The 26,098-nt window shown below is 50.3% G+C and carries 9 protein-coding genes; 6 read left to right on the top strand and 3 right to left on the bottom strand.

The features are described 5' to 3' along the window. Window positions 1-3 precede the first annotated feature (3 nt). Window positions 4-1,335 carry a TolC family outer membrane protein gene (locus tag C9J03_RS17410; protein ID WP_044621515.1) on the bottom strand — a complete coding sequence of 444 codons (1,332 nt, stop codon included), beginning with the start codon at window positions 1,333-1,335 and terminating at the stop codon, window positions 4-6. Window positions 1,336-1,356: 21 nt separating this feature from the next. After that, complete coding sequence (locus tag C9J03_RS17405; protein ID WP_044621514.1) at window positions 1,357-2,757, bottom strand: HlyD family type I secretion periplasmic adaptor subunit; 1,401 nt, start codon at window positions 2,755-2,757, stop codon at window positions 1,357-1,359. A gap of 278 nt (window positions 2,758-3,035) precedes the next feature. On the opposite strand from C9J03_RS17405, the gene C9J03_RS17400 reads away from it, so the two are divergent. The 4 genes from C9J03_RS17400 (at window position 3,036) to gltS (ending at window position 19,067) form a co-directional block, all read left to right on the top strand. After that, window positions 3,036-14,507 (top strand): retention module-containing protein, encoded by an 11,472-nt coding sequence (locus C9J03_RS17400; protein WP_044621513.1) that lies wholly within the window; start codon window positions 3,036-3,038, stop codon window positions 14,505-14,507. Between the two features lie 291 nt (window positions 14,508-14,798). Continuing rightward, window positions 14,799-16,199, top strand: a complete 1,401-nt coding sequence (locus tag C9J03_RS17395) for an alpha-amylase family protein (RefSeq protein WP_044621512.1) — start codon at window positions 14,799-14,801, stop codon at window positions 16,197-16,199. A gap of 211 nt (window positions 16,200-16,410) precedes the next feature. After that, the gene (gene trpB / locus C9J03_RS17390) at window positions 16,411-17,634 is read left to right on the top strand and encodes a tryptophan synthase subunit beta (RefSeq protein ID WP_044621511.1); all 1,224 of its coding nucleotides are present in this window, start codon (window positions 16,411-16,413) and stop codon (window positions 17,632-17,634) included. 206 nt (window positions 17,635-17,840) lie between these two features. Then, on the top strand, window positions 17,841-19,067 hold the full coding sequence (gltS, locus tag C9J03_RS17385; RefSeq protein WP_044621976.1) for a sodium/glutamate symporter: 1,227 nt from the start codon (window positions 17,841-17,843) through the stop codon (window positions 19,065-19,067). Window positions 19,068-19,157: 90 nt separating this feature from the next. Here gltS and C9J03_RS17380 read toward each other — a convergent pair whose 3' ends face one another. Next, window positions 19,158-20,093, bottom strand: a complete 936-nt coding sequence (locus C9J03_RS17380) for a CorA family divalent cation transporter (RefSeq protein ID WP_044621510.1) — start codon at window positions 20,091-20,093, stop codon at window positions 19,158-19,160. Between the two features lie 169 nt (window positions 20,094-20,262). Between C9J03_RS17380 and C9J03_RS17375 the strand changes: the two genes are divergently transcribed. Together C9J03_RS17375 and C9J03_RS17370 are read left to right on the top strand one after the other, a co-directional pair. Further along, window positions 20,263-21,246, top strand: coding sequence for a SphA family protein (locus C9J03_RS17375; RefSeq protein WP_082060507.1), 984 nt, complete (start codon window positions 20,263-20,265; stop codon window positions 21,244-21,246). Window positions 21,247-21,668: 422 nt separating this feature from the next. After that, window positions 21,669-25,985 carry an IPT/TIG domain-containing protein gene (locus C9J03_RS17370; RefSeq protein WP_044621508.1) on the top strand — a complete coding sequence of 1,439 codons (4,317 nt, stop codon included), beginning with the start codon at window positions 21,669-21,671 and terminating at the stop codon, window positions 25,983-25,985. Window positions 25,986-26,098: the final 113 nt, after the last annotated feature.

The following is a 26,098-nucleotide window of genomic DNA, read 5'->3' as shown; positions in this document are numbered from 1 at the left end:
TCCCTAGCGTACCGATTCCGACCACTGGCTGGGCACATCAACCCGCATTTCTTCCAACAATTGCCCCGTTGCGTTCAGCACCCGGTATTTGGCCAGAATGCCGGCATAGTGGGCGCCGAGATAGGCTTTCCTTGCTTCGAACAGTTCGTTTTCGGTGTTGAGTACATCGAGCAAGGTGCGCTTGCCGATCTTAAATTGCTTTTCGTAGGCGATAACGGTGCGAGCCGAAGCATCGACATGCTGTTGCAGGTATTGGGTTTGGCTGAGTGCGAGTTCCATGCCGCTCCAGGCCAGACGGGTACTCTCTTCCAGCAGTCGGTATGCGCGGTCACGGACATCTTTGGACTGGCTGAGCTGGTAGGCGGCGCGGCGGCTGTCGGCCAGATCGGAACCGCCGTTGTATAGGTTGTACTCCATTTTCAGCATCGCCTTGAACTCATCGGTATGGCCGGGGGTACCGTCTAAGTCCTCGCCCCATTCTTGGGAGGCTTCGATAGAGAAGGTTGGGTAGAAGTTCCCTTTTGCTTGCTTGTATTGGTAATTAGCGGCATCGATATCGTTTTTGGCGACAAACAATACCGGGTTGTTGTCTTTGGCCTGATTGAGAGCGTTGTCGAGTGAAGTGGGAATGTAGTTCTGGTCGACCTCTGGTTTCTCGAGGTTGACGGGATTGCTGCCCACTTCACGGTAGAATTCGGTGATTTTATCCTGAAGGTTGTTCTCGGCGGCAATGAGGTTGGAGCGCGAGCGGGCGAGTCGCCCCTCAATCTGGGCCAAATCAGCGGTTGAGCCAATACCGGAATCCGTGCGTTTCTTGATGTCAGTGAATATCCTCTGGTGCACGGCATAATTGGATTGCGACAGGGTCAACACTTCCTGGGCTTCAAGAGTATTTAGGTATATTTCTGTCACCCGCAGGGCCTTGTCTTGCGCATCCGCTAGCAACTGGTAGCGCTGCGCTTCGGCTTCGGCCTTGTTGCGCTGGATATCATGATAGGTAATAGAACCATCCCAGATCAGTTGGCGCAAACTGATGCTGGCATCGAGCGGCTCATAGTCCCCGGTGCTGTTGGTGCTATTGTCGTAATCCTCGTAGCCGACACTGGTCTCGAGATCGACAGAGGGTAAGTAGTCACCAACCGCTGAGCGGGTGGCTTGGTTCAGGCTCATGAACGCATTGTAAGCCCGTTTGATTTCAGGGTTGGTCGTGAGTGTATCGGCCACGGCTTGCTCCAGCGATTGACCTATTGCATTGGGCGCCAGCAGCAGGCTGACTATCAGAGTTAGCTTGAGACAGCACGGCGGGAGCAAAACTGGTTTGGGTATCGTCGTCATCGGAGGCAGTCCTTAAAATGATCACTCTCGGAGCGCTGTTTGTTGTGCTTTCAGCACTGGATTGAGTAAATACTGCAAGACGGTCTTCTCGCCGGTAATGATATCCGCTACCGCGTTCATCCCAGGGATAATGGGCAGAGGCTGCCCTGCCTGATCGGTAAAGTCCGTGTCTTCGGTCCGGATCCGTATCTGGTAATAACTGTGGCCTTCATCATCAATCTGGGTATCAGCGCTGATATGCTCGAGTGTGCCGGTCAGGCCGCCATACTGGGTGAAATCATAGGCGGTGAATTTGACTACGGCGGTTAATCCTGGCCTTAGAAAGCCGATATCCCGCGGGGAAATTTTCGCTTCTACCAACAAGCTGTCTTCGGTTGGGATCACCTCGATAAGATCCATGCCTGGCTGGATAACACCGCCGAGCGTGTTGATATGGATTTTTTGTACCGTGCCATTGACGGGGGAGGTGACGAGGGTTCGTGTCACCTTGTCCTGCAAGCCCAGATGCGATTGGTTCAGTACAGCGAGTTTATCGGCGCTCTGGTTGAGCTCCGATTGAATCTCCGAGCGAAAGTTGAGGGCAATATCAAGTCGTTTGAAAACAGCCTCGTTCAGTGCTGCTTTCATGGCCGGGAGCTGCAGCTTGGTTGAGGTCACCTCACGAAGTGACTCATTCAGCTGCCGCTGTAGCTTTAGCAGCTCGACCTTGGGCACCACGCCTTCATCGGCTAACGGCTTGGTAATGCGATATTCCTCGCTGGCGAGGTAATAGCTCTGCTGTTGGTTTTTTAATCTGGCTTGTGCTTCCTCCAACTCGCGGCTTTTTTGCTGAATTTGCTGGGCTATCAGGGTGAGCTGGTTATCTAGACTGGCGAGCTGGTCACGGTATTCGTTTTGTTGCCTTTTTACTAAGTCGGCATTTTGCTGGTGGAAAGGCTCGGGAAACGTCAGGTCTGTCGGTGAGATGATGACAGATTGACGCCAGAGTTTGCTGGGCGATTTGTCCGGAGATGATATCTTGATGCTGTTAAGGAGGGCGGTGAGTCGGATGCCGTCGGCTTCAATACCAAGTCGATCTTGGTTCTTTTCTTCGAAATCAGCTCTAAAACGGGTGTCATCTAGTTGGAGAAGGGGTTGGCCGATGGTGACCTGTTCCCCTTCGCGCACCAAGATCGCCTTGACGATACCACCTTCAAGGTTTTGGATTATCTGACGCTGCGAAGAGGGGATCACCTTCCCCTCTCCCCGGGTGACCTGCTCGATCGGGGCATAAGCTGCCCAGATAATGGCAGCAATAAAAAACAGCCCGACGCACCAAAGCAACAGACGTGAACGGCCGGATGCCTCTAGCAATAAGGCATAGTGGGAATCTCTGACGTAATCGAGATGCTGTGGCTTGATAGCAGAACTTTTATTCGTCATGCCTTCGTACTTAACCTCGTACAGAAAGACACGTTAGCCAACCCACATCCATATAGTGGTAACGAAAACTATTATTTACCTGCGCTTTGTTTGTTATTTATGACTTTGGTAAGAGCAGACACTTGCTCAAGATAATAGAGCACGGCGAGGTGTCTTGGCGTAGCGAGTTTGGGAATTCTAAAAGCTGAGAACCGTTTAGGGTTTGTGAAAGCTGGCTCGAATCCGAGACTAGACTTGTAGGGAAAAAATTCTTCTCCCACCAGTCAAGAGTAGTGTGTATGGCGGAATCATCGTCGATAGGTTCATCTTCTAAACAGATCCAACCCAGTGGTGAAAATGCTGAAGCTGGCCCTGAAGGTGTAAAAGACCCAGCAGGCATAGAACTGACGGTGAGCCAAGGGGAAGTCTACATCGTCCAAGCCGATGGAACTACCCAGTCGGTTGGCACAGGTGAAGGTGTCCGTATTGCTTCCGGTCAACTGCTATTGGCAGACAACAGCGCACAATACGTGGTCATGCAAAATGGTGAACCGGTATTGGTTGATTGGCCCTGCCCGACATGCGTGCTGGTGGCTCCGTCTGGCGGTGTCGATCCCGGTCTGGAAATTTTCCCCTCGACGTGGACTATTCAGCCGTTGGCCCAATTTCCTGATGAAGCCTCTTTGGCTCAGCGGGCACTGAGCGAACAAGAGCTGGTTGCAATTCAGCAGCAGCTCCTGGCCGGAGCCGATCCCAGCGATATCTTAGCGCCGCCAGCCGCGGGAACGGAAAGCAGTGTTGAGGGGGCCAATGCTGGTTTTGTCATCATCAACTATGATGGTGACGCTATCTTGGCTGAAGCCGGGTTTGATACCCGCTTCGAGCGCGGGGAGGAGACTGCTGAAGATGAATCACCTCCTTTGTTTGCCGCATCTGGTGGTGAAACGGGTGCGATGCAGCTTACCGAAGCAGACTTTGTGCCGAACACCTATCCCTCAGAGTCTTCGGCGCAAGTAATCGTGAATGCAGGCTCACTGCCACTAGAACCCGGCTCATTCACCTTTGACTCCTCACAACTGGCTGACTTGCTTGAAGAGCTCAATGCAGAGGTAACCTCCAGCGGACAGCCAGTTGTTTTCAGTTTCGATGCTGGTAGTAATGCAATTATTGGCACCAGTAACGGCAATACTGTCGTTACATTTCAGATATCAGCAGAAACGGGCGGCAGGGATGTCACAGTTACTATCACAACACAGCTTGAGCGGCCGGTTGATCATATTGCTGATAGTAGTGGTGGTAGGGTTACCAATGCCGATGATGTGTTAACAATATTACTGCCATTGCAAGGCACTGATTTGGCTGGAAATCCGCTAGATGTCCCCTTGCAGGTGAGCTCTGCCATTGTTGACGGTGAGAACCCTTTATTTGGCTCTGACGAAGGTACTGTTATCGACGAGGCTGATTCACTGGGCGTTGATATCGAAGGGGTAGTCCCTTTGGATGTGGGCAGTGATGAGATCAGCAGCTTGGTGTTTGACGCTGAACAGCCTGACTTGGAAAACCTAACCAGTAACGGCTTTGAGACAAGGGTATCGGTTAACGGCAACCAGCTTGAATTGGTCGATAGTCGAGGGGAGTTAGTCCTCACGATTGCTATCAATACTGATGGTAGCTATGTCGTCAATCAAATGCAGCCGTTTGATGAACTTGAGCGGGCAGAGCTGGTATTGCAATTAGCCGTAACCGCCACCGACTTTGACGGCGACAGCACTGACGGCACTGTCGTGTTGATCAGTATTGACGGCAATAGCCCGCCAGGGGGAGAAACTGGCGAGATCACTTTTATCGAGCCTGATCTGCAGCCCAATGATTACCCGGGCAGTGGACAAGATACCTTCGAACTCACGCCGGGTGCCGACCGCTTAGATCCTGATACCGTTACTATCGATGAACTAGAGCTAGATAATCTTATCAGCGAATTAGAGCAAGAGCTGAGTTCAGGCGGAGAACCTCTTACTTTCACCTATGACGATGCGACAGATGTGCTATCGGGCGCAAAACCGAATGGCGAGGTGGCTGTCACCCTGACCCTGACATCTGTTCAAAGCGCCGATGGGCTGGGGATCACCATTACTGCCGATTTGGTTCAATTACTGCCGCTTGATCACCTCTCTAGCGGAAACAGTCGTGGCTTCGTCTCTGTCAATGGCGAACAAATTGTCGTGACAGTCCCTATCCAAGTCAACGATACCGATGGTGATTTTCTTGACACGCCAGCGATACTAACCACCACCATCGTTGATGGTGCTATCCCCGCCTTCGGTGCCGATTCAGGTGCTGAGATCACCGACCCTGACAACACCCCTCCGGATCAGGTAAGCACTGTCGCCGGTGCCATTGAGCTGGATATCGGCAGCGATGCGATTGCCAGCGTGGTGTTTGTTGATAGCACCGATTTAGCGGATTTGATTGCAGGCTTTACCAGCAATGGCGAGCCAGTTAGCTACCAAATTGATCAGAACCAACTGCAGATATTCAATAGCCAAAATGAAGCCATTCTGACTGTTACCATTGCTAACGATGGTACTTATACCCTTGAGCAGAGCGATGCGCTAGACCAGCCGATTGATACTAATCAGTTGGTCCTGACTGTCGATGTAAAAGCAACAGATGACGACGGCGATACCGACGACAGCCAGATTGTCATGACGTTCAATGATGGCTCCGATCCTGCCGGTGGTGAAAGCGTCGCTGTGGCAATGATTGAGCCAGATCTTGAACCCAGCAGTTACCCTGGGTCTGTTGAGGCAACGTTGAATATCATTGCGGGTGCAGACAGATTGGATCCGAGTTCGATATCCCTAGACCCGACCCAACGCGATGATGTGATAGCTGATCTGCAAGCGGTGCTGAGCTCAGCAGGCGAAGCGTTGGCGGTGACCTATGATGAGGCCAGCGGACTGCTCGAAGCCCGTCTGCCTGATGGCAGCTTGGTGCTAACGGTTGCGATTAGCAGCGTACAGGCAGCCAATGGCGATGATCTAACAGTATCGGTTATCACGACCCAACTTCAGCCTCTTGATCACCTTGATACGACTCTCGATTCTCCCTATATCACCAGCAGCGGTGAAGAAATCGTCCTTACTTTGCCATTAATGGCAACGGATACTGACGGTGACAATCTCTCTCAGCCCGCCAGTGTTTCGGTGACGATTACCGATGGTGAGTTTCCGGCTTTGGGAGATGGTGCCGGAGTGACCCTCGATGAAACCAGTGACGCTAACCGGGTGGTTGAAGGGACGATCAGTATTGATATAGGCAGTGATGATATTGCCTCTTTGCTATTTGCTGACACACAGGCCGCACTGAATTTCACCAGCGATGGCAATCCGGTCAGTTTAGTGGTTGGCGGCACGCCTGTAGGCAGTGAAATTACCTTGGTTGATTCTCTGGGTAATACCGTCTTGCTGGTGACTATTAATAGTGATGGCGAGTTTGAGGCAACGCTTAGCGGCACACTTGATCATACCGACAGCGATAGTTTGGTGGTGCCGCTGGATGTGGTGATCACCGATAACGATGGCGATCAGGTGCCGGGGCAAATTGCTATTACTATTGATGACGGTGATGACCCTGCGGGTGGCGGCACCATTGAGGTTGAGTTTACTGAGCCTGACCTTTCACCACCCAATCAAGCCCCGAGCGAATACCCGCTCACCGAGCAGCAGCTTGAAATGATTGTTGCTGGCTCTGATCGCTTGGTGCCAGAATCTGTCCAGATTGCCCCAGATCAACTGGCAGCGATTATCGCAGAACTAAATAGCGAGCTGACCTCTGGCGGTGGTGGGGCACTGACGTTCAGCTATGATGCGGCAACGAATACCTTAGCTGGCGTTTTGGGGGATGGCACACCGGTGCTCACTATTGTGTTTACCCCGGTACAGTCCGCCAATGGCCAGGATGTCGATCTGACTATGACGGTGACCCAATCGGCTCCGTTGGATCACAATACAAATGGCAACAGCGAGGGGTTTGTATCGGTCAGCGGAGAGCTGATAGCGGTTAATCTTCCCTTGCAAGCCACAGATGTTGACGGTGATAACCTAACGACATTGGTCAGCGCGGTGGCTTCCATTACCGATGGTCCAATACCGGAATTGGCTGAAGGCAGTAGTATTACGGTCAACGAAACCGCTGATATTAACACATCGAGACCGGGGCAAATTGGCGTTGATGTGGGCAGTGATGCGGTGGCATCGATTAACTTTACTGATGATCAACCTGCTTTTGAGGGGTTATTGAGCGACGGTCTACCGGTGCAGTTCGAAGTGGTCGGTGGCAATACCCTCAATGCCTTCATTGATGTTAACGGCACCCCGCAGGTTGTGTTTACGGTAGTCATGACACCGACTGGTGACTACACCCTTACCCTCAACAACAACCTCGATCACCTTGTTGATGACACCCTATCAATCCTGCTAAATGTGCTTGTTGCCGATGATGACGGTGATACCAACACTGGTATTGTCACTATCAATATTGAAGATGGTGATGATCCTGCCTTTGGCAATGACTTTGGTCTAGCTCTCAATGAAGGTGACGACGGCCTCTCATCGGGAACGGGTAATATTGAGGTTATTCAAGGCAGCGATGATGTTATTTCTGTCCTTTTCTCTGCCGCTCAACCTTCGTTAGAAACATTGACGAGCAACGGGTTCGCGCTGGTATTTACCGTAATAGGCAATCAAATTACGGTTGTAAGGGCTGATGACCCGAATATTGTGGTGCTGGAAATCTCGATCGATACCAATGGGGGTTACAGTGTCACTCAGTTGCAACCCTTGGATCAAATTGATGCTTCAGATCTCGTTACACTGGATTTAGCGGTAGAGGTAACAGATCGAGACAACGACACAACACTGGGTTCTATTACGGTAACGATCGAAGACGGAACAGATCCTGCCGGCGGAAATACGGCACAAATTGCTTTTCCCGAAGGCGATCTGACGACCGATGACAGCGATCCTGGTGGTGAACAAGGTTACCCCGTTTCTGGCGATGCGGCGATCACGATCGCCGCCGGAGTCGATAGGTTAGATCCTGATACGCTTGATATTGATCCCGCTCAGCTAGCCACGCTATTGGCAGAGCTAGAGGCGGAAATTACTGCAGGAGGACTCCCGGTTACTGCGACTTGGGATTCAGGCACGGGAACCCTTACGTTGTCGGTTGGTGGAGGGACTGCCGGGGGAGAGACGGTACTGACTGCGGTGATCATCGCGGTGCAAAACGCCGATGGCGAACAGGTTGATATCACGGTGACAGTCACGCAGCTGAAACCGCTGGATCACAATGGTACGGACAATACCGGCTTGGTTCGCCAGCAAAACGATACCATAGTGTTCGACTTGCCAATTCAGGTGCAAGATACCGATGGTGATTTCCTTATAACCCCTGCACTTATCACGACCACCATTACTGACGGAACCGATCCGGAAATTGACACCGTTACTTCGGCGACTGTACTGGAAAGTGATATTGATGAAGGAGGCGATTTCCACCCGGGCTCAAACCCAGATGGTGATGGGCAGGTAGCGACAGGCACCATCACGATTGATTCTGGCTCGGATGAAATCGTGAATTACCAAGTCGATGTCGATGCATTCAATACTGCCAATGCCGGTACGCTAACGGCAGGCGGGCAGCAGGTTACTTTGGTGTTCAACGCCACCAACAATACCTATGAAGGCCAAGTTAACGGTGTGGTTATCTTCATATTGGCATTTAGCGCAACGGGCACGGCCGCTGATGATAGCTATAGCTTTACCTTGTTGGGTGCACTGGATCATGCTCAGCCAGATAACGATACCGAGCTGACGATTGCGTTCTCGGTGACTGCGATCGACCAAGATGACGACGCTAGCGCTGCTGTCACCGTTGCGGTAACGATTGAAGATGACATCCCGCAAACTCAAGATGCGGCCTTCCAATCTATTGAAGAGGGGGAATCGACAGAAACCCTGGATGTACTCACGGTGCCAGAAGAAGGGGCCGATGATGCCGAAGTCACTGCGGTCATTATTGAAGGCGTGCGGCAAGAGCTGACAGGCACGCCGGATGCACAGGGCTTCTTCAGTTTTGATGTCAACCAAGACGGTCAATTGCTCGGCCAGTTATTGATCACTGCCGAAGGGCAAGTGCTGTTTAATTCGCTATCCGATCTCGACCATGGTGCGGAGCCGATTGTTGCCAATGTGGATTTTGAAGTCACTGATGGTGATAACGATATCAGTCAAAGCACATTGACGATCACCATTACCGATGAAGAGCCGACCTTGGTGGTGCAGCCTTCAGAAGGTGTCGAAGATCAGGGGCGTAATCCTGATGAATTTTTGGGGGATCCCACCACAGGGATCCCGATCAATATGTCGATTGACATCGGGGATGCGGATCGCGGTGAGCAGATCGGCGATGTGTTTATCATTCTCCCCGCCGATCCCCATGGTCAATTCTTTCTTAACGGTGTCGAGATTGTGCCAGCCGGAGGACAAGTTCTGATCGACCCTGCTGCATTTGTCGATCCTGATGGCGATGGCGTGTTTGAGCTGCAAGGCGTCACTTTTGTGCCGGAGCCTGATTATTCCACCCTGTTTGAGCCAAACAATTTGCTGGACTTCACTGTGACTGCCGAAGTGGTGACCAGCGATGGGGTTAACCAGCCGCTGCAAGATGGCACCTTGTCTATCAGTGTGCTGGGCATTGCCGATCAACCGGTTTTTGCAGATACCGCGGTTTTTTATTACGGTGACGGCGAGGAGGATGGCGATAACATCAGCCTCAGCGAGTCATTTCAGGCGCTGCTGCAAGATACCGATGGCTCTGAAGAGTTGACGTATTTCATCACAATTACCGAAGGCCAAGCCCAGATCATTGGTGAGGGCATCACTGAAGTAGAACCGGGGGTGTTTGAAGTATCAGTCACCGCAGTCGATACCATAGAGATAGATCCTATCGATAACTTCAGCGGTGATATCCGTTTGAACCTCACCGCACAAAGCACCGAGCTTGGGCATTTTGTACCGGGCTCGGAAACCGCAGAAATTACCGAAGAAATCCTGATCAATGTTCTGCCTGTTGCCGATGATGCCCAACTGAAAGTGAGTCGGGTTGAATCCCTTGAAGATGAGCCCATTGCCCTGGCTCCGCTTATCGAACTGACTGAACTGGATGATCTCGATGATGATTTCGGGGTTGAAACCCTGTTTGTGCGCATTTCAGAGCTACCTGATGGCGCGCAGTTGTCACAAAATGGCGCTGTGCTGACGCCAGATGCCAGTGGCGTGTATGAAATTCTCTATGAGGAGTTAGATCAGGTCGTGCTGATCCCGGTGCCGGAAAGTAATGTCGACTTTCAAATCAAAGTGGAAGGGGTTGTTAAGGATGTGGTCGATATTACTCTTGAAGATGGCACGGTCGACACTGTCGAAGACGTATTGGTCACGCCTGAGCAATTTATTGAAGTCGCATTGACCGGCGTGGTTGATGAACCTGAATTTGAGCTCGGTGGCAGTAACTGGACCGAGATTGTTGATGGTGAAGTTCCCGGTATCGAAACCACGATTGATGAAGATACCGATGCCGTTCTCGATTTCAGTTTGGTTTCTGGGGAAATTGCCAATGCGCCCTTGGATGAATCCGAAACCCTGACCTTTGTGGTGTCCAATATCCCTGAAGGTACCCGGATTTTTGATGCCGAGGGTAACGAGCAAACTTTGGTTTTTGTGGGGTTTGATGATGACGGTCTCCCTCGCTACGAAGTGAAACTAACCGGGGAAGAGATTGGCGACCCTGACCAACCTGTCGCTATCAGTATTCGCCCGCCGGAAAACAGCACAGAAGATATAGTGCTCGATGCCAATATTGTGGTGACAGAAAATGATGGTGACCAAGGGGAGTTTGAGTTCCAGTTGGTGATCCATATCGAACCTGTTGTCGATGCCGAGGACTACACAAGACAAAGTAACGGGTTGGAAGATGAGCCGATTAACCTCAACTGGCAGCCGGTACTGACCGATAACAAAGAGCAAATTACCGGCTTGGTGGTGAATAATATCCAAGCTGATTATGGTTTACAGATCAATGATGGCGGCACGATTACCACGTTGACTGTTGACGCTGCTGGATCTGTCACCTTAAGCGACGCGCAGTTGGCTCAGTTATCGGATGGAGCGCAGTTGCAATTACTCGCTCCAGAGGACTCTGACTTAAACTTGACAGGCGCCTCGGCGATTACCACTGAGGTGACAGTGACAGAAGTCGATGTCGACTCGCCGGCAACTGATGTTCAAGTGGTCAATGGCACTTTGGATGTCATTATCCAGGCCGTTGTCGAGCCGGATGCCGAGATAGGCGTGATCCCGACAGGTACTACGGACTTTGTTGATACGATTGTGTCTATTGACGGCAGCTTGGATCTTGGTGGTGGTCCTGACTCTGACGGCCAGATCGTATTTGAAGATCTCGATCCGAGCAGTGATGAGATCATTCTATCGATAGTGATCACATTCCCCGATCCCGAAGCCGATTTTGTCGTCATCGGTGGTATCAACAACGGTGATGGCAGCTGGACAGTGCCGCAGGGCAGCTTGGAGGATATCCAGATCCTCGCTCCATCCGACTTTACGGGTGAGGTCGTGGTAGCCATTGCTGCCGAGGTGCAAGATCAGAGTGACGATGTGAACCCCAGCGCGATTGAAATCGTCAACAGCACGCTGACAATTGATTTCCAAGGCAATGCGCTCAACGACCAACTGGCGGCCGACATCGTTGTTGATGACAGTGTTGTCGTGACAGGCGAAGAAGATACCGTAGTCACCCTCGGGACTTTCCTTAACCAAATTGTCAGTCTCAGTACAGTTGGCGAGAACCAGGGAGATGATGAGTTTTCCTTGGTCATCAGCGCGGCGAGCTTGCCTGATGGCGCAACGATTTCAGCTATGGATTTCAACTTTGTGACCGGTGAGTATGTGATCAAAGTGCCTGTCCAGGCTGATGGCAGTGTCGATCTGTCTGGAATCACATTGAACCTTCCCCAGGACTTTGCTGGTGACTTCCTGCTGGATGTGAAATACGTCAATACCGATACCGAAAGTGGTGACTTCAACGAAGTTACCGACACGATACCTGTCCGGATAGACCCGATTGTTGATGTTCCCGAACGCACAGGGGACAACGAACGCGTGCCGGATATTGGTGTGTCGGTGGTGGAAACTCAGGGGCTTGATGCTGATAGGCAGCCTGTTGAAGACGGCGAGCCGGAAGTTATCTATCCCGACATAGCTTTTGAAGATGGCACCATTATTTTGGATGTCACCGCCACGGTCGCCGATATCAGTACGACAACCTTGGAAGGGCTTGAGACTATCGAGCAAGCTGTGATCAGTGTGGGTAGTTCCGGTGGCTTCTTGCTCAATGCGGCGGGTGAGCAGGTTACTAGCCTGACCATTACCGATAGCAATGAGCTCAGTGCTATCGAGTATGTCCCGCCGCAAGATTTTAGTGGTGATGTGTCGCTTGATGTCACGGTGACGATTGTTGATACAGCAGACTATGACGAAACCACAGGGGCATCGACCCAAACTGATACCGAAAGCTTTGACGGTAGCATTACTTTTGAAGTCATTGCTGTTAATGACGAAGTGAATTTTGTTGGCATAGATACACCGATAGAGGGTGATGAGGACAGCGGGTCGATCAGTTTTTCCGGTATCAGCGGTAATGTCGTCGATATAGACGGCTCTGAGTCGATCTTATCGCTCAAAATTGTCAATGTACCTGAAGGCTTCATCATCAGTGGTGCTGACAACAATGGTGGCGGGGAATGGAGTGTGGCTGTCCCTCCCGGTAGCGATTCTATTGACTTGAGCAGTCTTGGCCTCATCCCGCCGAAAGATTTCAGCGGCTCGGTCGAGCTAGAGATTGTGGTTTTTTCCAAGGAAGATAGCCTGGATCTGCCAGTCGAAAACACGGCAAACTTTACTGTCGTCGTGAATCCGATAGCTGATAGGGTGGATATTGATGTCACTCCAACCGCAGAAGGTACCGAGGACGACAATATTGATCTTGTCCTCAATATTGAAGCGTTTGATGACAGTGATAGCTACACCGGTACAGGTACGAATGTGTCGGAAAACCCGCCTGAAACCTTGCAGATCCAAATCAGTAATGTACCCGATTCCAGCCAAATTACCCTGCCGGATGGGGTAACGGGCACGGTAACGGATCAGGGTAGTGGAGTGTGGCTGGTCACGGTCGATAGCTCGGACTTAGATCGCTTGGTGTTTATCCCTGGCGATGCCAACAGTGACAATTGGAATGGCCAGCTGGACTTGGAAATCCGAGCGGTAGACCAAACCGATGTGGCTACGGATGATATTGCCCAATTCGTGACAATTAACCTAGATATCGAAGCCGTTAACGATGCCCCAGAGCTTCCGACTATTGGCGATCAGATCGCAGAGGAAGATTCACCTTTATTGATCAATGGCTTGAGTGTGACTGATATCGATTTTGACGAGGTGGGTAGTAGCGGAGTAATGACGGTAACACTGTCGGCAAACAATGGCAGCTTGACGGCGGTTGAAACTGCTGGTGTCACCATCACTGACAATGGCAGTGCCGCTGTCACTTTGGAAGGTAGCCTTGCCGATATCAATGCAGCCTTATCGGCTGGGATCACCTACCTCGGTAATCCTGAGTTTAAAGGCGATGACGTGATCACTGTGGTTGCCAACGATAACGGCAATATGGGGGCGGGTGGGCCGCAGCAAGCGACTTCGACGATTAATGTCACGGTTACCCCTAAACCTGAGCCACCAACACTTGAGCTCACGGTTCCCCAACTCGTTGATACGCGGGCGGCGCAAAGTTCTTTGGCATCAACTACCCTAGTACCCTTGCTCGGGCTAGTGGTGATCCCCGCCGATGCCGATGAAACCCTGTTTGTTGAGGTGCGTAGCCTTGGCGCCGGAAGGCTGGTTGATAGCGCTGGAACTGAAATCGGCACCGATAATGGTGATGGTAGCTGGCGGGTGGCAAGCAGTGATCTCGACAATACCTTCGTGGCAGACCTTCCCGAAGGGCCAAACAGCTTAACCTTGGTTGGCATTTCGCAGGAAATTGATGGTAGCGAGGCCGAATCGACCCAATTGCTGATTGGCGTTCGTATAGATGATCTCGCTAACACGGGTAATGAAGTCGGCGCGGGGGATAATGATGGCGAAAATCTTGTTGTTGGTAGCGATGCCGATGAGCGCTTGTTGGGTGGATTGGCTGATGACATCTTAGTAGGTGCGGGTGGTAGCGATGAGCTGCTTGGCGGTGCAGGGAATGATGAACTGTGGGGAGGCAGTCTCAACGGCAACGGTGACGGTGCCTCTGATGTCTTTACCTGGCAAGCTGCAGATGTCTCCGCCTCCGGTACGCCGTTTACCGATACAGTGAAAGATTTCGAAATCAATCTCGATCAGCTCGATATTGCTGAGATCTTACCGGATAACGGCGAAGACGATCTCGATCGCCTGCTCAATAACATCACGGCTGGTATCGATGCTGAGGAGACAGTGAATCTGTCGGTCGCGGTGAGCGATAGCGCTCAGCAAAACATCGCGGTTGAAAATATCGATGTCGCAGCATTAGGGCTGGGGACAGGCTCAACCTCGAATGAAATCATCAATGAGCTGTTCAACAACGGAGTGTTTATTGTGGATTGAGTTGAAGTCATCACCAAGACTGTGTCTTCACAGTCAAAGCCAATAGTTGTTATCTGCATCTATCCTCCACACATTATTGTTTGTATTTTTTTAATTTGTAACGCCTTCGACATAGGTAAGCCACGCCTTTACCAAAGCGGATTACAAAATGTTCGCTAACTCCCATTGCTACCACATTTAGCCCTACAGAGTGTGATAAAACAAAAAGAACATAACAAAATTTTACTCCGTTATGTGGTCGGTATGCTCTTATCAATCCCAAGACAGAGACACCTATAACAGAGGATTATGATGGAGCATACAAAAACACTACTCGCAGCCGTTCTTGCTACAGGCTGCCTTTCTTCCACTGTTTATGCTGACACTATTTTGCATGCCTTCAACTGGAAATACTCAGATATTACGGCTAATGCTGCTGAAATTGCCAACATTGGCTACAAAAAGGTTTTGGTTTCACCAACATTAAAATCATCAGGAACTGAGTGGTGGGCTCGCTATCAGCCACAGGATATTCGGGTTATTGATTCTCCTCTGGGTAATAAAACAGATTTTCAAGCAATGATTGATACGCTTAAACAGCACGGCGTAGAAGTTTATGCCGATGTTGTACTGAACCACATGGCGAATGAAACCTGGAAGCGGGAAGACTTGAACTACCCGGGAGCAGAGGTACTTGCAGACTACGCAGCAAATAGCGAATATTATGCGAAACAGACCCTATTTGGCGACTTAAGCGAAAACATTTTCTCTGCAAATGACTTTCATCCTGAAGGGTGTATCTCTGACTGGGGAGACCCAGGTCATGTACAGTACTGGCGCCTGTGTGGGGGAGAAGGTGATCGCGGTTTGCCGGATCTTGACCCGAATAACTGGGTTGTATCGCAGCAGCGACTGTACCTCCAGGCTCTAAAGCAGATGGGGGTAACTGGATTTCGAATTGACGCAGTAAAACACATGAGTCAGTACCAAATAGATCAAGTGTTTACCGCCGAAATTACTGCTGGAATGCATGTGTTTGGTGAAGTCATTACCAGCGGTGGAGCCGGAGATTCAAGTTATGAGGTATTTTTGGAGCCCTACCTCAATAATACCGATCATGCTGCCTATGACTTTCCTCTGTTTGCATCAATCCGTTCTGCGTTCTCTTATGATGGCAGCATGACAAAACTGCATGATCCACAAGCTTATGGCCAGGCACTGGATAACGCTAGAGCAGTCACTTTTACTATTACACATGACATTCCTACCAATGACGGTTTCCGTCATCAGATCATGGATCCTGAAGATGAAGCACTCGCTTATGCTTATATTCTTGGTAAAGATGGGGGAACGCCACTTATTTACAGTGATGAACTACCTGATAGCGAAGATAAAGACAATGGCCGTTGGGCAGATGTCTGGAATAAAACAGATATGAAAAACATGATTGCTTTCCATAATGCTATGCAGGGGCAAGGTATGACGGTACTGCACAGTGACCAGTGCTTAATTATTTTTAAACGTGGTAAGCAAGGCGTTGTCGGAATTAACAAGTGTGGCGAAGAACGCAGCCATACTGTCGATACGTATCAGCATGAATTCAACTGGTATCAGTCTTATCAGGACACGCTTTCTGATGCGACTGAAACGGTAAGCTCTCGTTATCATACGTTCAGTATTCCTGCGCGCACGGCAAGAATGTATATGCTCTAAGCACAATGTGGTCCTGATCTATCATGAACAGGATCATTTAGTTATAAGTAGACAGATCAGCTGTAGCCCGGTGAGTTTTCCCCGGGCCATTTCTGCAAGCTAAATCGTCGTGATCACATTTCTCTGTAATGCTCGCAAGGTTGCTATTCAACCTTGGCATATAAGTCTTTATGATGGCTGAGTGTACTCATTGAATAGGACAAGGAATGCCATGAAGAACTCGTTTGATCACGCTCTACCCAATGCTCAAGGTTATTTTGGTGAATATGGCGGCAGCTTTATTCCCGAAGAGCTGCAAAAAGTGATGGAGGAGATCACCGCAGCCTATGATGAGTGTCGTAAGGATCCCGCATTCCAAGAAGAGCTGGCTCGCCTCTATAAACACTTTGTTGGCCGTCCTAGCCCTATTTTCCATGCCGAGAATCTATCGGCGAAATATGGTGCGCCGATTTATCTAAAGCGTGAAGATCTCAACCATACCGGAGCCCACAAGATTAACCATTGCCTGGGTGAAGCCTTGGTTGCTAAGAAAATGGGCAAGAAGAAGCTGATTGCCGAAACCGGCGCTGGCCAGCACGGTGTGGCATTAGCAACCGCAGCGGCATTGGTTGGCTTGGAGTGTGATATCTACATGGGTGAAGTGGATATCGCCAAGGAGCACCCGAATGTCGTTAGAATGCGCATCCTTGGTGCCAATGTGATCCCGGCAACCCATGGCCGTAAAACACTCAAAGAAGCGGTAGATGCTGCGTTTGATGCTTACCTCAAAGATCCTATCAACCAGCTATATGCCATTGGCTCGGTAGTCGGCCCACACCCATTCCCTATGATGGTGCGTGATTTCCAGTCGATCATCGGCAACGAAGCCCGTGTTCAGTTCAAGGAAATGACCGGAAACCTGCCTAACAACCTCGTGGCTTGCGTCGGCGGCGGCTCAAATGCAATGGGATTGTTTACTGCGTTCTTGGACGATCAGGATGTGGCTATTCACGGGGTTGAGCCAGCAGGCCGTTCTATGGATGAAGTCGGTGAGCATGCGGCCACCTTGTCGCTGGGTGAGCCGGGTATCATGCATGGCTTTAAATCTTACATGCTAAAAGACGAGAAGGGCGAACCTCAGGAAGTCTACTCAGTTGCTAGTGGCTTGGATTATCCGTCGGTTGGGCCACAGCATAGCTACCTTAAAGATATCGGCCGGGTTAACTACGGTACAGCGGATGATCAGGAAGCGATTGATGCTTTCTTCGAACTGTCACGTTGCGAAGGGATTATCCCAGCTATTGAGTCGGCCCACGCCTTGGCTTATGCCCTGAAAATCGCTAAACAGGGTGAAACCGGGTCAATTTTGATTAATCTCTCAGGCCGCGGTGATAAGGATATCGACTTTGTGGTGGAGAACTACGGTAAAGAATACGGTATTGAATCTTTGATCTAACATCGATAGCGGGTAAGCCAGCGGATTTTAGTTCCGCTGGTTTTCTCGGCCCTCATAGCCGATCTCATATATCACTGTCTCAAATTTCATAACACTGATTCTTGCGTGCCAGTCAGCGTTTGTTGACCTTAACACCGCTATTTTTCATAGAGTTTTGCTAGGGTTAATGAAAGTTTTGCAAATGTTAAGGGTATAACTATATGGAAATGGATTGGGTCAATGGCATTTTGAGGTTTGATTCCTTTTTTGCCGTCACCATCGGGATACTGGTGCTGTTTATTGGCCGACAGCTTAATAATGTGTTCAAGCCACTCAAAGAGTTCAGTATTCCCGAGCCGGTCACGGGCGGTATTTTGTTTTCGGTGATCATCGCGATTGTTTACAGCGTGTCGGATATCGCCATTGAATTTGATCTGGTCGCGCGTGATGTGCTTTTGGTGTACTTCTTTACCACCATTGGGATCAATGCGAGCTTGAAAGATTTGCTCAAGGGGGGCTTGCCCTTGGTGATCCTGTTGGCGATCACCATAGCTTACATGATGGTGCAAAACTTCACGGGGATAGGCGTGGCAAAAGCCTTCGGCCTTGAGAGCCCGGTTGGTATGCTGGGAGGCAGTGTTTCACTCATTGGCGGCCATGGTACCGCTATTGCTTGGGCTCCCCGTATATCGGAAGGCTACGGCATCAGCAATGCGATGGAGATAGGGGTAGCCTGTGCCACTTTTGGTCTTATTTTGGCAAGCTTGATGGGTGGTCCCATCGCTAAGTTTCTTATCACCCGTCATGATCTCAAACCAGAGAAAAAAGAGGCGTTGGATGTGGGGGTTGCGGATGAGGAGTCGAATGGCCACATCTCGGGCTTCGATTTCCTCGATGCCATTTTATCCATTCATGTTTGTGTCATTCTTGGTTATATTCTCAATGAATCAATTGCCGAAATGGGCTTGCAATTACCGCTGTTCGTCACCTGTTTGTTCGCCGGTATTGTGATGACCAATATTGTGCACAATATCGGTTTCCGACGTATTACAGGTACGAGCTGGCCCGCGAGAAAGCCTGCGGTCGCTTTGATTGCCGATATTGCTTTGGGTACTTTCTTGGCGATGTCGTTGATGAGTATGCAGTTGTGGACACTGATTGACTTGGCGGGGCCTATTTTCGCTATTCTTACCGCGCAGTTCATCGTTGCGGTGCTGATCAATATCTTCGTGGTGTTTCCGGCGATGGGGAAAAACTACGATGCGGCGGTCATCTGCTCCGGTTTCGGAGGGATTTCACTGGGCTCCACGCCGACGGCGATGGCCAATATGTCTGCGGTCTCCCAGCGCTACGGTAACTCCCATTTGGCCTTCATTATTGTGCCATTGGTGTGTGCGTTCTTTATCGACCTGGTCAATGCCTTGATGATCCCGTACTTTTTGGCGAATTTCTAATAGCACTATGTGTTCATCGCATAGCTGGCTTTCCTCCTCATCAGTCGCAGTGCTGGCTTATGGAGGAGGATATTTAGCCGGCGCTCTTCGCTAGATGAATTTCAACTTCTTCAGAATGATGATCTCAATCGCCACGATAAGGATTAGGCCGAGACAAAACAGAGGGAATGCCAGCGGGTCCTCAACTCCTGGTATTCCTCCTATATTGACACCAAGCAACCCGGTGAAAAATCCAGCGGGGAGAAATAGGCCAGCAATGACAGAGAACAAATAGGTATTCCTGTTCATCGTTTCTGCTTGTCGCTGGTTGATATTGGCAAAGTAGAGATTGACCTGGTCGATATAGAACTCGATAGATTCGTTCATTCTCACGATGGTATCTAGGCAGTTTTTGAAATGGTTCTTGTGTCCGGTCAATACCTCTATCTCAGCTTGTATCAGATCTTCAAGTACATAGCGCTGGGGCTTGAGGTATCGGCGAAGTCGCAGCAGGCGGGAATATATCGCATTGAGTTCTTTGGGATCAGCCTTGACGTTGTGATCCATTTCGTTGAGCGTATCTTCCACGGGGGAGAGAAAACCTGAGATGATCCCGTTGATGCTGTTTGCCATTGCTTGCAGCAAGTCCGGTAAGTTAAGCGGCCCGATACCTTGTTCCAGTTGGTTGATGATTTTCGTGACGGCTCGCGAAGGTACCTTCCGTGTTGAGAGAAGGGCACCTTTGAACCAGAGAATACGTAGGCTAAGCATATCGTCGGGCTCAGCCCCTTGGTTGAGGTTGATGCCGCGCAATATCACCAAAAAACAATCGTCGCTGTACTTTTCGAATCGCGGACGTGTGTCATCGGCGAGCAGGGAGTCAACAACGGCCTCAGGGATCTGATTAGCTATCAGCCAGTCCTTCAGTCCTGCGGCATCTCGCTGGCAGTGATACCAGTTTTCGGCGAGGAGTTTTTGCACCTCCGGTGGGTTTTGCCTTGCTGCGCCGGATGAAAAGTCCCAGCTAGAAATAACAAATCCTTTCATCACACATCCCTTTTTTGGTTTGATGTGTAATTAATTCATTAGAAAACGGTATCTTGCAATATTTTTGTTAAGGATTGCTAGCTGTGTCATCGCAATTTTTCATTGTGATTACGTAATTTCAAAATTCTCATCTATATTTCAAGCTATTGAGGTATAGGGGGAATTTTCTATGCATGCCATGTTGGCTAGGGGATTGTCTTCGTGTTACGAAGCCTTGTTGTCAGGAGCCTTGTTAGCCGCCCTTGTCGCTCCCTGCCAAGTGACGGCAGAAGAGGGGGGGAGTGGCCACTATCTGCCCGGCACATTGTCATCGAGGATCAATCAAATTCCACCCAGTAAATCACTCAATGTGTATATGGATCTGAGCGGGTTTGACGGCAGCACTCAGAGTGAACTGAGTGTTCCCTTGGCGGGTTTGGCGGTAAACGATCTGAGTATTACCACCCAGACCTATTCGATGAACCTTGTTTGGAATCCGGGGATTCGATTAAAAGGCGGGTGGCAATATGCCATGGCAATTGCGTTGCCATATAGTTCAGTGGAAGTCTCTGCCAGCCAAGAACATAATGTGCAAGGGCATCGCCTGCGAGACAGGGACAGTGGCCTTGGCGATATCATGATTGCCCCCTTGATGTTGGCTTACTCTTTGTCTGAATATTGGCTAACGGAACTACATTTCAACCTTTATGCCCCGACCGGTAATTTTGAACCCGGTAAATTGGCCAATGTCGGTAAAAATTACTGGAGCGTTTCACCTGTTGCCTGGCTTCAGTATATTGAGCCGGTCACCGGACAAGAGTTTACTGTGTCAGGCGGAATCGATTGGAACACCAAAAATGAGGATACCGACTATCAGACGGGTACCCAGATGCATGTTGACTCGACGCTGATCCAATATATTCCTCTGTTGTGGGGCTTCACCGGGATCGGCTTGTCAGGTTACTGGTATCAACAGCTCAGCTCGGACTCTGGTAGTGGGGCCGTATCGGGAGACTTCAAAGCAAAGGCTGTCGGCCTGGGGCCGGTTATTAGTTATCGGGCAACCTGGTCTGGGCGGCCGGTTCGGGCGGAATTAAAGTGGACCAATGAGCTGGAGGTTCGTAATCGTGCAGAGGGGGACCGGCTCTCTTTCAAGCTGTCAGCCCAGTTTTAGCTGTGTGATTTCAGTCGGATTCCGATTCCTACCAGGCATGGAACAGGAACATAAACCTTATGTGCCACATGAAATCCGTACTCTTGCTATCGATGTGTGATCGGCTGATCCCAAGGGCTCAATCCGACAATATTGCTTACTGAAGTGGCCTATCAACCTCATAGAAAGACGTATATGCACGAGCTATACCCTATAGGGATCTAAGGTTAACTTTGAAGTGTGGGCGATTATTTGCATGCAAGCTATTCCTTACACCTTAAATACCCGAACTGCATCGAAGAAATGCGCTAAGCATCCCCTGTTGGTGTGCCTGTAAATGCTACTTTCCCAATTTATGTTGTGCTGTGCCCAAGCGTGGCAATTAGTGCTAATGGTTTGGGTGCGGTAATTATTTGCAGAGAATAGGAATAAAGGATTATTCGATGGGGAAACGTCACCTTCAACAGCCGGTGAAGCAACGTGTCACATTGGCCGCAGCCATCATTACCAGCGCGTTGCTGTCAGGGTGTTTCGATGGGGATAGAGATGAGAGCATTTCAAAGCCAACGACTACACCAACACCGGACAATAATACGATTGAATTAGTTATTACAACGTCTGAGTATGCAGCCATAAATCGAGCCATTACCTTGAGTGCCGCGGGAAGTACCACAGAAAATGGCAGTGCCTTGACTTACCAATGGCAGATTGTCGAAGAGCCGGAAAAAGATGCTGGGAATATATTGGCTCCGTCATCAAGGAATACCCGACTCTTAGCATTGGTCGAGGGTAATTATACGATTAAGCTGACTGTGTCAGATGGTGAGTATTCCCGCTCGGGAACCAAGACACTATATGTCGATTATGATGCTGATGGTATACCGTCTAGCCGTGACCTGGACATTGATGGAGACGGTACATTAAACGTTGATGATCAATTCCCAAAAGATATCACGGAGTGGATCGATTCTGATGGTAACGGGGTCGGTAACTATGCTCAGAGTGACGAAGATGGCGATGGCAAGCCCGATCAAAGTGATGCCTACCCGTTTGATCCTGAGCAGCAGGACTTGTTTGTTTATTCTGAAATGGAATTTAACGGCAACCTCTACCCTAATGGTAATCAGTTGAACCGCAGCTACCCATTTGCTGTAAAAGGGGTGGTTGAGTCGGGCTCGGGTTATGAAGTGGATACTGATTATTTCCTATTTGATGCCAAGGCCGGCGATATCATTACGCTGTTGCTGCATAAAACCAATAAAGAATTTGCCCCATCTTTGGCTCTTCTGAGCAGTGCTGGTGCCAGCTTGCCAACAGTAAAAGTTGATTGGTCACATGAAGATTACCTTGCGGTGAGCTCGCGTATTACTGCCGATGGTTCCCATGCGTTCTCGGTAGCTGATATTAATAATGCGGCATCGGAACAATTTAGCTACCGGGTTAGCGTGTTCAAAGATAGTGATATGGATGGGCTGTCCGATGATACTGAACTGGCGCTAGGCATGCAGCCAACCAACCCAGATAGTGACGGCGATGGCATCCTCGACGGCTTGGAACAACTGTTGTCCGCAGGAGATGTAGATCAGGATGGTGATCAGCTGCCGGCCTGGTGGGATCTTGATAGTGATGGCGACTTAATTGATGATTCAGTTGAGGGCGTGCAGGACATTGATGGCGATGGCGTGGCTAACTTCCTCGATACGGATTCTGATGGCAACGAAATTACCGATGATGTGGAAATCGGTTTTGACCCGATATTGCCTGAGGACTCAGACAACGATGCTATCTTGGATTTTGTCGATACTGATGATGACAACGATAGCCTCAAGGATATCAATGACAATGATCGTTTGTCTCCACTAGAGCAGGCAGAGCCGGGAGATAAAGAAGGTCGCCTGGTAGTCACAACTGTCACGGTGATCACCACTGATGGCAGCCATGCCATAGAAGGTGTTGCCCGCCGTGGAGATACTATTCGCCTCGAGGGTGAAGGGTTTGGCACAACACCAATGATCGCTTGGCAGCAAGGGACTGAGCTACTTAACCTTGTACCACAAGTCGATGAGTCAGGTGTCCTGACATTCACCGTACCGCAAAAGGCGCAATCAGGTGAGATCAAAGTGTCTAACGGCAGGAAGATCTCCTACCCTCACCAGATCACCGTGGTGGATGCCGATAGCCCATTGCTGTTTGATGTGGAAGTCATCGGCGATGTGGGTTACGCCTATGCAGGTGAGAGCATCACTTTGCAAGGGATAAACCTGAGTGCGCCATCTGTCAGGGTGAACTTGAATGGTGTGGAGTTGATCCCAACATCTGTTTCCAATAATCGTATCCGGGTTACCCTTCCGCTGGATGCTGCCAGTGGCGTGATTGCCGTGGTTAGCGACGAGATCTCTAACCGCCTGCCCGTTGAGGTTCGCCAGCAGACGGGAGGCAGTGTCGTCTTGCCATCGGGGTCGACCTTGGCCTTTGATCAGCTAACAGCTGAGTTTCTGGGGTCTTCAGACAGCGCTGTTGCCGCTAATGGCAGCTTCGTCCTGCCAACACGGAACCAGGGAGCAACGACTGTCCACCTGTTTGCACCTGAACAAGCAGGTAGGGAGCCGGCGATTTTCCTAAGTGGTGTCGTGCTGCCGGGGCAGGGTAGTATTGAAATCAGCCCCTATACCATGGCGGCTGGCTTGGTATATACCAGCATGGGGTTAGAGGCAACGATCCATGCTGATGACCAGCGTGCAGTGATGGACGTATTGCTAAACTCGACTCGGGCATTTGGTGATTACCTTGACGAGAAGCTAGGGCAAGATCCGTACTACCTCGAAGACTACCGCCGGGCAGACTTTACCGAAATGTTCCTGAAGGCTATCGAAACGGCTGGTAGCGCTGTAGATTCTGCGCTGTCTCAGGGGCAGATACGCCAAAAAACAGCGGCGCTGGTGAGTGCTAAGTCAATCGTTGCTTATGCAAGCCAAGCTGGCGGCGCAGAAGTGACGCCACAGCCTTTCCAGCAAGATTTCGGAGTCAGCTTCCAAGACGCTGGTGACAGCGTCAACGGTAAAATTGATATTGAAAATGATACGATGATGTTTGCCGATTATAAGCTGCTCAATGCTTACAATGGCAAGATCATCCGGGATTATGCTAACAGCTATTTCTCCTCTGACTTGCTCGCCCCACAGAGCGGGATCTTCAGCTTCTACAATGCCAATATGAAGACGGAAGATCTCAAACACCGCTCGGCAGATCTACGATTGTACACGCCAGGTTTCAAAGGAGAGGTATGGCATATCTATAAAAATTCGCCATCATATAAATTGGCAGTACGTACTTTCATGAGTCAGGCATTTGTTCCGGTGGTCAATACTGTGGTAGGGCTGCGAATGACAGATAGCACTACCAGTACAGTGTTGGACATCCTGTTCCAATATGGTCTAGTTGATGCCGTTGAGTCAGGCTGGAGCAAGGGCACCGTAAGTGGCTTTGCTGAAGGCGTAGAGGCTATGATCAAAAAATCAGAAGCGTCTACCTATGAAGCTATTGTCAAAGCTGTCGCGGTAAACCAGGGGCCAGCTGTTGTTAAGAAGATGGCGGTTGCATTGGGCATGAAATTGACACCTTGGGGAAGTGCGGCGACGGTGGTTTCGGTAGGTGGCACCGCGGTGGATTTGGGCAAGCTGGCGACAGATATTGCCACCACTAGTAGCTACCTCGAGTTCCGGGTGAACTTCCCGATTTCGGTCGAGGAAGTAACACCGGCAGTGATCATGGTTGATGGCGAGCCAAAAGATGTAGCCCTGAAAGGGCAGGGTTTAGACCCGGTTATTAAAGGCAGTATTTTCGGTGCGACGACCCACAAACCTTCAGTGACCTTTACTGATAGCAAGCAGGAAATCCATACCGATGACGCGCCAACTTATGAGTCGTACATCGTGGGAGCGGGATTGACAGCACCGGTGTCCCCGCTGAAAGTTCGCCTGCCTGCGGATTACCTTGATAAGGCCGAGTCACCGTTATCGGTGAAGTTATCCCACCACCGTCTAGACAGGGATCCGTTTGTTGATGACTTGGTAGAGGTTAAGCTGGATACCCAGTTCACGATTGAGCTGGTGAAGGAGCTGACACTTTCAGCACTTGATCCTTCGACCGGGGCATGGGGAGAAACGGTAACCATCTCAGGTGCCGGTTTCTCGCGGATCATTACCGATAATCGGGTATTTTTCACCGGTGATGAGGGACAGCCTGTTGCCGCGATGATCACTGGAGCGACGCCTTCGGAGCTGACAGTTGTGGTGCCAAATGGTGCTGAGACGGGTGACGTATGGGCCGAGGTTGTGAATGTCAACGGCACCCAGCAGAGCAATACGTTGCCGTTTGAGCTGGAGCAGCAGACTTACACCTTTACGTTTGGTGATAACGGTGCAGCGAATGATGACACTTATGCCTTGTATGTTAATGGCCAGCTGATCCGCACAATGGCAAGCCCCTCCCGTTCGGTCAGTGCCGATGTGCCGCTGACGCCGGGGGTGCACCAGGTTGAATTGCACGGTATCACTGCCCCTGACCGGATCGGTACTTACTACGTCTCGTTCCCGGCAGGAGTGACCTTGATCAGCGGTGATGCGATGACAGGCTCGGATCTCACGGCAGGTAAAGTGAAGCGGTATTCGGTTGAAGTTCAGCCGGTAGCGCCAGCGAAAGCAGGGACCAAATCACTGCGCAGGGCTGGAATGCCAGTGCCTATCTTATGGGATGAATAGCCCTTGCTGGTAAGTAGTGATGTGTAAAAAGAAAGGCCGATTCATCGGCCTTTCTTGTTTGCTTTGGTGAGACGTTCATGGAAAGAGTGATGAGAATTAAGAAGAAACATGTC

This window comes from Photobacterium gaetbulicola (assembly GCF_003025515.1).
Lineage (GTDB): Bacteria > Pseudomonadota > Gammaproteobacteria > Enterobacterales > Vibrionaceae > Photobacterium > Photobacterium gaetbulicola.
The sequence above is the reverse complement of the archived record's forward strand: the minus strand, read 5'-3'. Positions and strand labels throughout refer to the sequence as shown.

Coding starts and splice junctions, on each gene's coding strand:
- C9J03_RS17410 (WP_044621515.1), bottom strand. CDS start 1,335: ATGACGACGATACCCAAACCAGTTTTGCTCCCGCCGTGCTGTCTCAAG.
- C9J03_RS17405 (WP_044621514.1), bottom strand. CDS start 2,757: ATGACGAATAAAAGTTCTGCTATCAAGCCACAGCATCTCGATTACGTC.
- C9J03_RS17400 (WP_044621513.1), top strand. CDS start 3,036: ATGGCGGAATCATCGTCGATAGGTTCATCTTCTAAACAGATCCAACCC.
- C9J03_RS17395 (WP_044621512.1), top strand. CDS start 14,799: ATGGAGCATACAAAAACACTACTCGCAGCCGTTCTTGCTACAGGCTGC.
- trpB (WP_044621511.1), top strand. CDS start 16,411: ATGAAGAACTCGTTTGATCACGCTCTACCCAATGCTCAAGGTTATTTT.
- gltS (WP_044621976.1), top strand. CDS start 17,841: ATGGATTGGGTCAATGGCATTTTGAGGTTTGATTCCTTTTTTGCCGTC.
- C9J03_RS17380 (WP_044621510.1), bottom strand. CDS start 20,093: ATGAAAGGATTTGTTATTTCTAGCTGGGACTTTTCATCCGGCGCAGCA.
- C9J03_RS17375 (WP_082060507.1), top strand. CDS start 20,263: ATGCATGCCATGTTGGCTAGGGGATTGTCTTCGTGTTACGAAGCCTTG.
- C9J03_RS17370 (WP_044621508.1), top strand. CDS start 21,669: ATGGGGAAACGTCACCTTCAACAGCCGGTGAAGCAACGTGTCACATTG.